General features: G+C 44.0%; 9 protein-coding genes and 1 other RNA gene. 7 read left to right on the forward strand and 3 right to left on the reverse strand.

Annotated features, from left to right (window positions below; all coding sequences use genetic code 11):
* Both AC13FX_RS11460 and AC13FX_RS11465 read right to left on the reverse strand, forming a co-directional pair.
* The gene (locus AC13FX_RS11460) at nucleotides 1-897 is read right to left on the reverse strand and encodes a DUF4249 family protein (protein ID WP_482880790.1); all 897 of its coding nucleotides are present in this window, start codon (nucleotides 895-897) and stop codon (nucleotides 1-3) included.
* A gap of 15 nt (nucleotides 898-912) precedes the next feature.
* The gene (locus AC13FX_RS11465) at nucleotides 913-3,180 is read right to left on the reverse strand and encodes a TonB-dependent receptor (protein ID WP_482880791.1); all 2,268 of its coding nucleotides are present in this window, start codon (nucleotides 3,178-3,180) and stop codon (nucleotides 913-915) included.
* Nucleotides 3,181-3,320: 140 nt separating this feature from the next.
* Between AC13FX_RS11465 and AC13FX_RS11470 the strand changes: the two genes are divergently transcribed.
* A complete protein-coding gene (locus AC13FX_RS11470) occupies nucleotides 3,321-4,001 on the forward strand; it encodes an SOS response-associated peptidase (RefSeq protein ID WP_482880793.1) in 681 nt (226 codons plus the stop codon).
* A 10-nt stretch (nucleotides 4,002-4,011) separates the two neighbouring features.
* Here the strand turns inward: AC13FX_RS11470 and AC13FX_RS11475 are convergent, their stop codons facing one another.
* Nucleotides 4,012-4,620 (reverse strand): hypothetical protein, encoded by a 609-nt coding sequence (locus AC13FX_RS11475; RefSeq protein WP_482880794.1) that lies wholly within the window; start codon nucleotides 4,618-4,620, stop codon nucleotides 4,012-4,014.
* Nucleotides 4,621-4,691: 71 nt separating this feature from the next.
* Here AC13FX_RS11475 and AC13FX_RS11480 point away from each other — a divergent pair, with 71 nt between their 5' ends.
* From AC13FX_RS11480 to AC13FX_RS11505, 6 genes are all read left to right on the forward strand, one after another.
* Nucleotides 4,692-6,035, forward strand: coding sequence for a Y-family DNA polymerase (locus AC13FX_RS11480; protein WP_482880796.1), 1,344 nt, complete (start codon nucleotides 4,692-4,694; stop codon nucleotides 6,033-6,035).
* Nucleotides 6,036-6,126: 91 nt separating this feature from the next.
* Nucleotides 6,127-6,493: a transfer-messenger RNA gene (gene ssrA / locus AC13FX_RS11485) on the forward strand.
* A gap of 638 nt (nucleotides 6,494-7,131) precedes the next feature.
* Complete coding sequence (locus AC13FX_RS11490; protein ID WP_482880798.1) at nucleotides 7,132-7,608, forward strand: nuclear transport factor 2 family protein; 477 nt, start codon at nucleotides 7,132-7,134, stop codon at nucleotides 7,606-7,608.
* 490 nt (nucleotides 7,609-8,098) lie between these two features.
* A complete protein-coding gene (locus AC13FX_RS11495; protein ID WP_482880799.1) occupies nucleotides 8,099-8,950 on the forward strand; it encodes a proline dehydrogenase family protein in 852 nt (283 codons plus the stop codon).
* A gap of 63 nt (nucleotides 8,951-9,013) precedes the next feature.
* On the forward strand, nucleotides 9,014-10,522 hold the full coding sequence (locus tag AC13FX_RS11500; RefSeq protein WP_482880800.1) for a S10 family peptidase: 1,509 nt from the start codon (nucleotides 9,014-9,016) through the stop codon (nucleotides 10,520-10,522).
* Nucleotides 10,523-10,666: 144 nt separating this feature from the next.
* Nucleotides 10,667-13,807: a SusC/RagA family TonB-linked outer membrane protein gene (locus tag AC13FX_RS11505; protein WP_482880801.1), complete on the forward strand. Its 3,141-nt coding sequence runs from the start codon at nucleotides 10,667-10,669 to the stop codon at nucleotides 13,805-13,807.
* Nucleotides 13,808-13,841 lie beyond the last annotated feature (34 nt).

Raw genomic sequence — 13,841 nt, forward strand, 5'->3', positions numbered from 1 at the left:
TCAGGAACCGGGACGTTTAATGTATACTTGTACCGTATCGGAAGCTAAGGCTCCAAACACACCAATTCCACCTTCGATATTATAAATTACATTTTGGATCTCTCCCGGCGAAAGGGTTGATCCGCCAAGTTGTGTTTCCTGCGAACGAATGAAATCATAGACGTTATCATCTATGGTGTTGGCAACGATCAAGTTGTCTTCGTAAAAAGCCACCCCTATCCACGGATATTGCACGGTGGCGCTTCCATCAGGGTTAAATTCAAAACCGCTTTCGTTGATGATCCCCGAGCTGTTGTTTGCAAATTCCTCAAGGTCTTCTTCGGGGTCATCGCTATTAGAAAGTAACTCAGCATAAAAAGGGGTGAGATTTTTAGAAAACGGCTGCAGGCTCACAGCATTAAATACATAGATATTCTGTCTTCCCGGATAGGAACTTTCACTGAGGGTGAATTCAAGCTGTTCGGTGGATTGATAAACGATAGAGTCCTGCACCTCTCCGATGATCTCGAAAGCCTCCGGTACGGTTGTCGTGGAGGTAATCCGTTCTGAAGTAACGGGCAAGGTAATATCAAGTTTGTAGGTTCTGCCCGGGATCACATTATGATCGGTCTCGGGTAAATAGATCCCGGGGGTATCAAGTCGATATACCCAACTTTGTACAGTAGCACTTTCCGGTCCACTTTCAAGTAACTGTATTTGAATGTCTGCATCGCTGATGGCAGCATTCTCAAAATCATAAAAGGCATCTGCCGGTACGGTGGTTGAAAGCCGGACCTGTGGAAGCAGAGCATTAGCGATCAGATATGACTCCACGATGTAGTATTCCTCGTATTCGTCCTGTCCATAGGGATCGCAGGAAGATAAGATCAATACAAGAGCGATTAACGGTATGAACAAATAATGCTTCATATTCTAAAAATTAACAGTGTATGATATGGATGGCAATATGGGCAGCATATTAACCTCATTGATCTCGATCGGATTTTCATTGAAATCGAAGTTATAAAACCATGTGTTGCGTCTTGAGTAGACGTTGATAAGCTGCAGCTGAAGTTCGGAATCACCCAGGTCAAAGAACCGTCCGGTTCTGGAAAATGAAATATCAAGTCTATGATAATTAGGGAGTCGTGAGGCATTCACTTTGCCAACGGTAAATGCATTGCGGTCTTCATTGGTCCATGGCAGATCGTATTGTACATAACGCCCCAGTACCTTAGTATAAGACTGACCGGTGGCAAAATTAAAGGAGGCCGTAAATTTCCAGCGGTCATTGAGCTGGTAGTTGCCAACGACATTAATATCGTGCCGGCGATCATATTTAGGCGGATAAAATCGAGCCGTTTGCTCCTGATTGGAGATCTCAGCATTAAAGCCGGGGAACTTACGCCATGTAAAGGCCAGCGTATATCCGAGGAAGCCGGTAAACCGTCCGGCTCTCTTTTCAAAAAACACTTCGGTTCCGTAGGCATATCCTTCCCCAAACCTGAATACATCCTGGTACGGTAATCCGCCCACGTCCGGAAGGAAGGGGTCCAGTTCGAACAGGTCATTCATGCTGCGATAATAGAGTTCTATATCGAGTCCATAATCTTGAAATGGGATAGTTTTAGCCCCAATCACAAATTGATCACCGTAAGCCGGTGAAACCCCCTCAGCGGAGGTCAGCCAGACATCAAAGCCGGAAAAAGCTTCGTTTGAAATAAGGGTAATGAACTGGTTGTAACGGCCATAAGCTCCCTGCAGGCGTATGCGGTTGGTTGGACGGTATTCGACAGCCACTCTCGGTTCAACCCGAATATATTCTCCATCTGAAAAATAATTGAATCGTGCACCGGGAGTCAGGATCCAGCGGTCCGAAGGCCGCCATTCGTCCTGAACATAAAATGAGGCATACTGATTTTGAATGCGACTTTGAAAGGTGGTTCTGTCATCGAAAATATCATTTAATTTGAACGTAAAAATACCTGACCAGAATCCCAATTTCAGGCGGTGATCATTATTTGGAAGATACTCCAGGTCCGATTTGAGAGAAAAATCATAAATATTATTTTCCCGGCTGAAGGGTGTACCGGCCAGATCAAAATCCGGATAGTTGAAATAGCGGGAACCGGTTAAAACGGTGTTGGCAAAAAGTTTTTCGGAGAAGATGTGTGTCCAGTTTCCGCTAACCGTCTGGTTGCCATAATCCAATTCAAACACAGCATCATCAGTAAAGGGGAAGGTTACCCGGTCTTGCCCGGCATAGAAAGCCAGGGAGAATTTGTTGTTGGCATTAGCGTCGAAATTGATCTTCCCATTCACATCATAGAAATAGAACTTTGATGGGATGTTATCAACAGACTGACGAAGACCCGCAAGCAGGGGTTCGAGTGTTGAGCGGCGAACGGCCAGCATCCATGACCCTTTCTTATAAGGACCTTCAATACTGGCACGCGATGCCAGCAGTCCTATGGTGGCAGAGCCAACCGTTTCTTTACGGTTTCCATCCTTGTTATAGATGGTGAGTACCGAACCGAGTCGCCCACCATATTCAGCAGGATATCCTCCTTTATAAAGCCTTACATCCTTTATGGCATCGGGGTTAAAGGTGGAAAAGAAACCAAAGAAATGACTTGGGTTGTATACCGTGGTCCGGTCGAGCAGGATGAGGGTCTGGTCCGGACTTCCGCCACGTATATAAAGTCCGCTTGAGAAATCAGAGGCAGCTTTAACACCCGGTAAAAGCTGCACGGAACGGAATACATCGGCTTCAAATACGGAGGGCAGTTCCTTTATAAGTTCGGTATTAACCTGTGCGGTTCCAATGTTCTTTTGTTCCTCAAGTTCGGCCTGAGAGCGCACTTCGATCTCTTCAAGTTCTATACTTTCGGGGATGAGTCCGATGTCGAGACGGAGGTTCTCGCCCGGTTCCAGGGAGATCTGACGACTGTAGCTCTGGTAGCCAATATAACTTCCGACCAATGTATAGGTGCCGGGTTCGATGTTAGTGATAGTATAATAGCCAAGAGTGTTGGTGGAAGCCCCGAGTCGTGTTCCCTGAAACCCAATATTGGCACTGATAAGAGTCTCACCGGTCTCAGAGTCAGTTACGTAGCCGCTGACCGAGGCCGTTTGTTGTGCGACCACTTCGGTTGTACTCCAGATGAATAGCCCCAATAAAATTAGAATAATGCGATGCATTGATGACTGAATAACGATGAATAGTTTATGACCGACTTACACGAATAATAACAATGAAAGTTATTGCAATGGTATTTTCTTTTCAGGGATGAAAACTATAGTTACATTTATTGCCAATTTAAAATTCCCGGAACCAAGATATGTGCGGCAGATACGTCCTTTATGAAGAACTTGATGAGATCGATCACTTTTTGGGTGTGATGGAAAGGCATGGGGAATATCATCCAAGTTATAACATTGCTCCGTCTAACGTGATGCCGGTAGCTTTTACCGGAGAGGGTGGAAGGCGCATGCTGGAGTCCATGCATTGGGGATTCATGGGATGGCAGCCCAAACCCGGCGAATCTCCTTTTTTGCCCATCAATACGCGGGATGATTCGGTGGCTAAAAAGCCCATGTGGACCAAAGCCTTTGCCGAGAGGCGGTGCATCATCCCGGCCAACGGTTTTTATGAATGGACGGGCACGAAGGGCAATAAAACGCCTCACTATATCTATCCTAAGGGGGAACCGCTCTTTGGCTTTGCAGGACTTTATTCTGATCTGGCACCTGATAACCGTCCCGCTCGAAGGTCGTATTCCATCATTACAACCTCAGCCAATCAGGTGATGGAGAAGATCCACGACCGTATGCCGGTGATCCTGCATCCCTCAGAATTTGGCAAATGGCTGGACCCGGCGCAACATGATCCCGGGTATCTGCAGGAATTTCTGCAACCCTATCCCGATGACGGCCTGCAGGAGCATATAGTTCCCAAAGCGGTGGGGAATGTCCGGAATAACGAGCCGGGGCTCATTGCCAAAGCAGATCTGTTTGGATAGTGAGAGATCACTATCGCACAAAAAAGAATTCCTCATCCACTTCCTGTATCAGGCGCCAGTCCATTTCATCGAGGATGTATACCAAATGGAAAAAACGCTGAACATCGGTTTCCACCACATAGTGCAGCTGCTTGGTGATCATGACATTCTCCATATGCTTGGTGGGAATATTGGTGATCTGTGCTGAGTTGATCTTTCCCGACTGAAACCGATAGGGCTGCATGCGCTGAACCAGGGGCAGTTCAATGCCCGGCTGTTCCTGTTGTATCTGTGACCTGGGAATGATCTCAAACCGGTAAGGCACAATACGATGCGCCCGGGAGGGCAGATGTTTATGCCGCTGTATCAGCGCCAGCATACGGTCCACGACGTAATCTTTCATCTCCGAATTGGGATCCAGCGACCACAGCAGTTCTTCCTCATTAAAAATCAGTTCCAGTATAGGTCCTTCTTTAGTTTCCACACTGTAGAACGACTTCCGGACCCCACCATCCACCTTACTGTGGCAGGAGCGTACCCGTGCCAAATGTTTCACATATGGTTTCCTCCAGTCAGGCTTTTGAGCCTGCGAATAACGGCTGAAAAAAGCGATCATCTCGACCAGTGGAAATTTGTTCATGACCAGTGATTTGGTTTGGTCGTTTTAAACTATACACATATTTTATACATATCAATATGTAAAGCAGAAAAATGTCGAAACATAAGCCCCATCCATATCAACCAGAGCAGGATCTCCATCGGATCACCCTGTACAACACCGTATATCCTGAGCATCAGCATACCTCGCGGAAAGAGCGGCTGTATCTGCATTTTGACTTCGCTTGTTTTTACGCACAAGTGGAGCAGCTGCGGAAGAATATCTATGGGATACCGCTGATCATAGGCGGGTGGCGCAAGGAAAACGGACAGGTCAAAGGTATTGTGGCTACCGCCAGTTACGAGGCCCGGAAGATGGGGATCAGTACAGGGATCAGTGCCTTTGAGGCTTTTCAGCTTTGTCCCTACGTATGTATGCTTCAGGTGGATTATGATGCCTACACAGCCATTTCCAAACAGGTGCATTTCATCTTTAAGGAGTTTGCCCCGGTGGTGGAGCGCTATTCCATGGATGAGTACTTCATGGAGATCGATTTTCTGAAGGACCGCTCGCGCAGGGAGATCGATGATTTTGCATTGAGGCTGCAGAAGCGGATCTACGAAGCCACGCGTTTGGTGGGAGCCGTGGGGGTAGCCCGGTCCAAGACCTACGCCAAGCTCTCAAGCAGCCTGAATAAACCCAAAGGCCGAACGCTGATCCTGACGGATGAGGATGAACGCAATGAGATATGGCCGCTGCCGCTGAAGAAAGTGTGGGGCGTGGGCCGCCGCCGGCATGAGCACATCCTGGCTGAAGGCTACAAGACCATCGGTGATGTGGCCGAGCGGGGAAATAAACAGACCTTTATTCGGCTGTTCGGGGCGAACTTTGGAAAGATGCTATATGAAACCATTACAGGGCAGGATCAGGGCAGAGTAATGGAGGAGATCTCTGAGGACTATAAGCCCAAACAGGGGGTCAGCTATGGACACACGTTTTCTGAAGGTTCAACGGAAGTGGACCGCATCAAAGGGGAGTTTGCCATCGCCGTACAGAAGGTCTGTTACCGGATGCGGGCGTATGGTATCCGGGCCAGCAGTTATTCGGGGATGTTCGGCTTCAATGAGCAGGGTAAATCGGGCGTGGGCTTCCGGTTCGTGACACCGGCTCACACCAATATCGATGATTATGTGTATCAGGCCTGTATGGATGCGATCCTGCCCTCTATAGAACAGGCCTGCCGGAACGGTCAGGAGATCCGCAATATCGTGTTAGGCACGCACGATATTGATAAGACGAGCCAGCTAAATGTGTTCTTTCAGGATGATGAAGAGAAGGCTGCGAGGATCAAGGCAATGGATCAGATCAAGAACCGGTTCGGGCAGCAGTATATCACCCGGGGAAACACCCTGCACCGGGTGACCGGGAATACTCATTTTTTAAGCCGGAATGCCTGATCGCACAATAAAAGGCAGGGTTATTATGTTATAACAGGGTTAAGAGATGAGCGTAAAATTTCGTATATTTAAAGTAGTTCATTGACGTATTGGGGGTGTTCTGGATTCGACGGGTTGAGTATCACCGTTGGTTGCGTGTCGAGATTGTCCAATGATTCTCGTAATAACAATCATTATGGATCAAAAGTAATTGACAATAATTACTCATACCGCTTAGCAGCTTAAACTGTTGAGCCGTCCCGCTGGTTAAGTGCCTATCATTGCCAGCCCGGACGTCATACAAGATAGGATAGCGTAAGTGTGCTTTCTGTCGCATTTACGTAAAACTTTAACAGAATAGTTTGAAGTCGCTTAGGTACTGGGCTCGGCTTCAGGCGAATGTCAATCAGTACCTACACATGTAGATGCTAACAGGTCTACCTTCCCGGACCGGGGTTCGACTCCCCGCACCTCCACCATACAGTTAAAACATAAGCCAAAGTGCCTTCAAAGCGCTTTGGCTTTTTTATTGGGCTACATTTTGAGCGAATGTCAGTGAACCATTCGGTGACCATTACACCACGAAGCAGAGTTCCGGAACGAGGACAGGCTGCCATATATCGTACCTACGGCGCGAGGGTAGACTGGGGTACATGGTGGTTACAAACGTGCTGCTCCGATGGAGCAGGGTTAGTGTGCTTGACGTTCTCATAGATGTGTTAGCGGGGCCGGGCTGACCGTTTGGTTCTCATGATGAAAAGGGTGTATAGCTTAAAAGCTTTTTAGGTTTGAAAGTACTCTGATCCTGTCCCGCTAGGGACAACATGTTTATAAAAAAGGATATGAGATTCCAAAGCCACGTCCCATAGGGACGTTATGTTGAGTTAAATTAGGGCTTTGCACCTCATCACGGAGCTCTGCTCCGTGATCCTTAATGGAGGCTCTGCCTCAAGTTGAAGTTTTAAGAGGATTCGTTTCTATTAACTTCCATGGTATGATGCGGAGCCTCGGCAAGGCATTTTGGAGCAGAGCTCCAAAACGAATTGGGGAAAAACCGGTTGTTTTTATAGATGAGGTTTAGCTAATTACTCAGGATCAGTTAACCTAATCCATAGCTATGAAACGCATCATTATTCCTCTTGTATTAGTGTTTATCCCAATGATGTTACTCAGCTGTAAACCTGAGAAACCAGTTCCGGCAGATAACCCGGAGATACAGGCATTTCTCGAAAATTATTACCAAACCTTCAGCGATAGGGACTGGGAAAGATTTGAATCATTATTCACCGATCAGGCCGTTCTGACAACCATCTGGCAAAGTGAATCAGATTCGGTGCCTGTATTATTTACCAATACGATCACTCAGTTTCTGGAGCAAACAGGATCGGGGCCCGATAGTCAGCCGATCTTTGAGGAACGCATGATAAGTTCTGAGGTCTCCGTCAGAAATGGACTGGCCAGTGCCTGGGTGGAATACGATGCAAGATTTGGTACTGAAGATAACTTAATGGAATGGAAAGGGTATGATCTGTTCGCTCTCATACAACATGAAGATCGCTGGTATATAACTTCATTATCCTATATAGCTCAATAGTAAAATATAGCCTTACTGAGATTATATCTTATCAAGACCGCTTAATATGTTATGGCAGGCTGCATGCATTCGATAGATACCAATAGAAAAATTAAGGGGTTCATTTTTTACTAAGTATTCAGATTATGCATACTGATCCTTAGGGTTGAAAATCAGTTTTGATGCTCAAAAGAGAGAAAAGAACAAGGTATAAAGGAATTGACATGAACTCATTTATCGAAAAAAAATGTAAATGGTTCCAATTTTGAACTATTTGAAGAGTTGCAAAATTTCGGAAATACAGAATAATTTCAAATGAAATAAAAGCTAATACTTAGTGGCTAAATTTTATCACTCGACAACGGCTTATCCCAAAAACTTATTTTGTAAAGAATAGTTAAAAGCGCTTCCAATTGAGCTGATCGTCTCCAAACGTATTTTTTCAACGAAATAGTTTCTACATATTCTACAGCAACGAGTTACAAGAAATTATTTAGTTGGATCATATTCTATGAAGCTTCCATTTGTACTAGCCAAAAAATTCGTTGCCGGAGAATCCTTTTCTGAAGCAAAACCTGAGGTTAAAGTACTTAATGAAAAACAGATCAAAGTGACCCTTGATCTGCTGGGTGAAAATGTAAGTGATAAAGAGACGGCAGATCTGACCGTCCAAAGTTACATTGATCTCATTGATGAAATTCATGATGCTGGTTTAGACAGTAGCATCTCCATCAAACTTACCATGTTGGGACTGGATATTGATCGGTCATACTGTAAAGAAAACCTATTTAGACTATTGGAAGTAGCCAGGAGGAACAAGCAGTTTGTTCGAATAGATATGGAGGGGTCAGATTATACAGATGTTACCATCCAACTATTTAAGGAAGCATTCAGTGAATTTGGCGAACATGTTGGTATAGTTATTCAGGCTTATCTCCATCGTACCAAATATGATATTAATGAGCTGGCTGGTTTAGGTGCTGATGTAAGGTTATGCAAAGGAGCGTATAAGGAACCCGCCGAAAAAGCTATTCAAGACATGAATATTATAAGAGCCAAATTTAAAGAGTATGCGGAAATATTATTTGAGAAAACCAATTACCCAAGAATAGCTACCCACGATGATCAACTCATAAACTGGGTCAAAAATTATACTCAGGACACTGGAATATCCAAAGAACAGTTTGAATTTCAGATGCTTTATGGTCTTAGGCAAGAAACCATGGAAGACTTTGTCAGGGATGGATACAATGCCAGGGTTTATGTGCCATACGGTACTATGTGGTTTCCTTATTACAAGCGAAGGCTAATGGAGCGCAAAGAAAATGTTTGGTTCATTCTTTCAACAATATTTAAAAATTAACTGACCGACCAATTTTCAGATACCAATTCATCAACCATACCATATCATAACAAAATCAGAAACATGTATACCTCTATCATTAATTATAAAAATAGCACGCTCTTAGCTATCGTAATTGTTTTAATATCATCTTCTATTTCTGTAAAAGCACAAAAAAGGGCATTACCTGCTGATACCACGATCATATCTACAGATGAAGTAACGGTGAAAGGACAAAAAGTTCCTTACAGAGTTACAGTTGGTACTCAACCTGTATACGGGGAGGATGGGGAAACTGATGCCGCTTTATTTTACACATACTATGAAAGGACTGATGTAAGAAACAATGAGAACAGACCTATTTTTATTTCTTTCAATGGTGGTCCGGGAGCAGGCTCATTATGGATGCACCTTGGTTACACAAGTCCAAAAAGGCTGAAAATAAGTGATGAAGGTTACCCTGTTCAGCCCTATGGTGTTGAAGACAATCCACATTCAATTATTGATGTAGCTGATATCGTCTATGTTAATCCTGTTAACACCGGGTTTTCAAGGATATTGAATGATGGTGAGCCTGAACAGTTTTTTGGTGTTAACGAAGACCTGGCGTATCTGGCTGATTGGATCGATACGTTTATCTCACGGAATGAGCGTTGGAAGTCCCCAAAATATCTCATTGGTGAAAGTTATGGTACCCCACGCGTTTCTGGATTAGCTGGCCAATTACAAGGAAGGCATTGGATGTTCCTTAATGGAGTTATTTTAGTGTCGCCAACAGGATTGGGACTCGAGCCAGAAGGTCCTATGCCACGTTCGTCTGTACTGAAATTGCCTTACTATACAGCCGCCGCATGGTATCATGAGCAGTTAACCCCGGAACTGCAAAATAAGGATCTAACCGAGATACTTCCTGAGGTTGAGCGATTTACCATCGAAGAATTGTTGCCAGCTTTGTCTTATGGTGGATTTATAAGCCAAAATAGAAAAGATCAATTAGTTGGGCAGATTGCACGGTACTCAGGGCTTTCTGAAGAATTCGTAGAGGATTACAATTTAGCAGTGCCTTCCAATGCTTTCTGGAAGGAGTTATTAAGAGATGAAGGCCATACGATCGGTAGGCTTGATTCGCGTTACATTGGGATCGATAAAACAGATGGCGGGGAAAACTATGATTATCCGGCGGAATATTCCTCCTGGAAGCATTCGTTCACACCTGCTATCAATCACTATGTTCAGGATGTACTGGGCTTTAAAACAGACCTTCAATATTACGTTTCAGGACCTGTCAGGCCATGGAACAGAGATGGAAACGAAACCGGTGAAATGTTGCGTGGCGCAATGGCAGAAAACCCAAATCTTAAAGTAATGGTACAAGCCGGATACTATGATGGGGCAACTGATTACTTCTCGGCCAAATATACCATGTGGAATATTGACCCAAGTGGCAAAATGAAAGACCGTTTTAGGTTCGAAGGCTATAGAAGCGGACATATGATGTATCTGAGAACTGAGGATCTGGAAACATCAAATCAGCATATCAGAGAATTTATAGAAGAATCATTACCCGAGATAGGTGCGCCTGCAAAGTATTGATTTAAACTGATGTCAAGAGAAATAAAGAATAAGGACAAATTAAATGTGCAACAAAACTCTAACCATTAACAACTAACCACAACTCAAATGAAAATACAGATACCAAATTTCATAATTATGGTTGTTCTGATGTGCTTGCCAGGAATGGCTTTAGCACAAAGCGGAACAATAGAAGGACAGGTTACTGATCAATCAGGAGAAATTTTGATCGGTGTAAACGTAACGTTAAGGATCGATGGAAGAACTCTGGGAGCTTCAACTAACGTCGATGGAAATTACCAGATCACAGGAGTTCCTGCAGGTACCCATGAAGTATCCGCTCGATTTGTTGGATTTAGAACTGAAGTAGTGGAGGTAACTTTACAGGCCGGACAGACCTTGGTTCAGGACTTTATTTTATCTACTTCTACTCTAAATCTTGATGAATTGGTTGTGACCGGTACTGGTGGAACAGTGCAAAGAAAATCGTTGGGCCACACTATTTCGTCGGTTGAATTTGATGGAATTGAAAATGTGGCTACCACATCCATTCAGGATGCCCTGACCGGGAAAATTGCCGGTGTAAATATCAATGCACAAAGTGGTGCTATTGATCAGGAACCTAAGATTCGAATCAGGGGTACATCCAGTTTATCTATGACCAATCAGCCTTTAATTTATGTTGATGGGGTTCGCGTGAATGGAGGAGGAGGTTTTGCTCCTGGTTTCGGGGCCGGTGGTTTAGGTTCTCCATCAGGTTTGTCTAATATTAACTTTGATTCTATTGAAAGGGTTGAGATCCTGAAAGGGCCTGCAGCTGCTACATTATATGGATCACAAGCAAGTTCAGGGGTGATCCAGATCTTTACCAAACAGGGAAGTCAGGAGTCTGAGCCACAATTTGATGTAGAGTACGGTACTACATTGTATCAAATGCCTGATCGCTTTAAGAAAAATGCCGGTTTTGCAGAAAATGCTACTGAGCAGCAGAATATCAGTGATATACTCGGTGTGAATGTAGATCTCTATGAACCGTTTGAAACCCCGATTAACCTCATAGATCTTTATGATGTTGGTGTTGGACAAGAGATTTCTGCCTCTGTGCAGGGAGGAGGTCAGTCTATGACATACTTCTCAAACCTAAGATATACATATACAGATGGTCCATTTAACCCAAAACCTTCTGTATTTAACGGAGGTGAGGTTGGGGAAGCTTCTGACATATATAAGAAGTTATATTTTACCGGTAACCTAAATTTCATGCCTAGTGATAAGCTTACATTCAGAGCTCAAACCTCTTATACCAATTCCGATATAAGTATTTATGAAAGTGGTATCACTATATATACACCTACCAGTACTTCTAGATATGCAAAACCTGAAAGGGTTGGCCAAGCTAGCCAGTATGATACTTTTGGTATTCCATTTTTTGCAACCACTCGAGAAGGTACTTATCCAACGGTAACTGACCTTACAAACCAAGGTCGTGTTGTACTTACTATCGATTATTTCCCATTGGATGGGCTTTCTTTTGATGCCTCATTTGGATTGGATTACAGAGATCAAAGAAGTGCAAACTTTCTTCCCTTTGGTTATAACGTAGACGGTGTAGCACCAACTGGTGACGGTCAAATTCAGATCGGAACAAGACAGCAAATGGTAAAGTCTCTGGAAACTAAAATGAACTGGATGAAGGATATTAATCAAGATCTTCGTTCAACATTTGTAGCAGGTTTTCAGGCCTATCAGGAAGAGCAAAATACAGCCAATTCAACCGGTACCGGTTTTTCTGGCCCCGGTCTTGAGGTTTTAGGCGCAACTGCTGCTCAAACATCAGATTCCTACTTTCAGGAAGTAGTAAATGCAGGAGCTTTCTTGCAAGAGCAACTTGATTACAAAGAATGGTTATATATGACTGTAGGATTAAGAATGGATGCAAGTAGTGCTTTTGGTGAAGATTTCGACTACGCTACTTATCCTAAGTTTTCAGCTTCATTCATTCCATTTTCTGCGCTTGATCTAGAAGTTAATAATGTTTCTTCTTTTAGAATTCGTGGAGCGTGGGGACAATCCGGGCAACAACCGGGTGCGTTTGATCGGTTTACAACCTTTGTGCCGGTTAATTCAGCAGAAGGTGCCGGTGTATTACCCGGAAACCCAGGAAATCAAGACCTGAAACCGGAAGTAGCAACCGAGTGGGAGCTTGGTTTTGAAGTAGGTTTATTTGAAGACCGGGTTGGTTTTGAAGCAACCTATTGGGACAGAATTGTTGAAGATGCCTTAATTGACAGAACTTATGCACCATCAGGTGGATTTACCACAGCACAGTTAACAAATGCCGGTAGATTGGCCGCAAATGGTTGGGAATTTGGGTTGAACAGTAATGTTGTTCAAAACCAAAACTTCACCTTAAATGTATTTGCAAATGCAGCTTACTTGAGTGAAACAGTTGAATCACTTGGAGGTCAGCCACCGATCAAGATAGACGCCTCATACATACGTGACCGTATGTTTATTAAAGAGGGCTATGCCCCGGGTTCCTATTTTGGAACCATGCTACCAGCGGGTATCGCATTTCCATTTGACAGTAATCAGGATGGAATTCCTGACAGCCAGGCGGAACTGGAAGCATTCTTTGCCAACCCTGTTGATCCGGGAACATTTAACTCGGCTATAATGGTAGCGGGTGCTAATGGGGATGCATTACCTGGTGGCTCAACTTACCTGGATCACTATTTAGGTAAACCAACTCCTGACTGGGAAGGATCATTTGGATTTACAGCAAATATCCAACAGAATATAACAGTGAGCAGTAGGTTCCAGTATGCATTTGGAAATTACTACCATCATAACCTGACGGATGCGTTCCGTAGAGTTAACGGGGCAATTGGCCGAAATACACTGAGCTCCTCAACTTTAGAGTCCATTCTTAAAAACCCTGCCAGTACTGTTCAGGAAAGAATTGATGCCGCACAGGAGTGGGTAACCAACAATGTTTCCCTGTCTCCTTTTGATGGTTTGAATGAGATCGAAAAAGCTGATTATTTAAGATGGGCTAATTTAAGTGTCTCTTATCGAATACCATCCGATCTGGTTGAAAGAGTTGGATTAAATAATGCTTCACTGACACTTTCAGGAAATAACCTGGCACTTTGGTCAAAATATGGTGGTGTTGATCCATTAGCGACGGGTGAGGCAAGTTTGGGTCAGGGAGCTTCACTGCAAGAAAACTTTGGTGGAGGAATGGATACTTATGGTACTCCTCTGCTTAGAACCTATGCATTGACTCTGAAGTTTGATTTCTAATCAGAGAATCCAACAAAGAAATTTCACTCAAAAA

The sequence above is a fragment of the Gracilimonas sp. B-17 genome (genome assembly GCF_056857935.1).

What these genes read in the sequence shown, in the direction of transcription:
- AC13FX_RS11465 (WP_482880791.1), bottom strand. Translation starts at nt 3,180, where the DNA reads ATGCATCGCATTATTCTAATTTTATTGGGGCTATTCATCTGGAGTACA.
- AC13FX_RS11470 (WP_482880793.1), top strand. Translation starts at nt 3,321, where the DNA reads ATGTGCGGCAGATACGTCCTTTATGAAGAACTTGATGAGATCGATCAC.
- AC13FX_RS11475 (WP_482880794.1), bottom strand. Translation starts at nt 4,620, where the DNA reads ATGAACAAATTTCCACTGGTCGAGATGATCGCTTTTTTCAGCCGTTAT.
- AC13FX_RS11480 (WP_482880796.1), top strand. Translation starts at nt 4,692, where the DNA reads ATGTCGAAACATAAGCCCCATCCATATCAACCAGAGCAGGATCTCCAT.
- AC13FX_RS11490 (WP_482880798.1), top strand. Translation starts at nt 7,132, where the DNA reads ATGAAACGCATCATTATTCCTCTTGTATTAGTGTTTATCCCAATGATG.
- AC13FX_RS11495 (WP_482880799.1), top strand. Translation starts at nt 8,099, where the DNA reads ATGAAGCTTCCATTTGTACTAGCCAAAAAATTCGTTGCCGGAGAATCC.
- AC13FX_RS11500 (WP_482880800.1), top strand. Translation starts at nt 9,014, where the DNA reads ATGTATACCTCTATCATTAATTATAAAAATAGCACGCTCTTAGCTATC.
- AC13FX_RS11505 (WP_482880801.1), top strand. Translation starts at nt 10,667, where the DNA reads ATGGCTTTAGCACAAAGCGGAACAATAGAAGGACAGGTTACTGATCAA.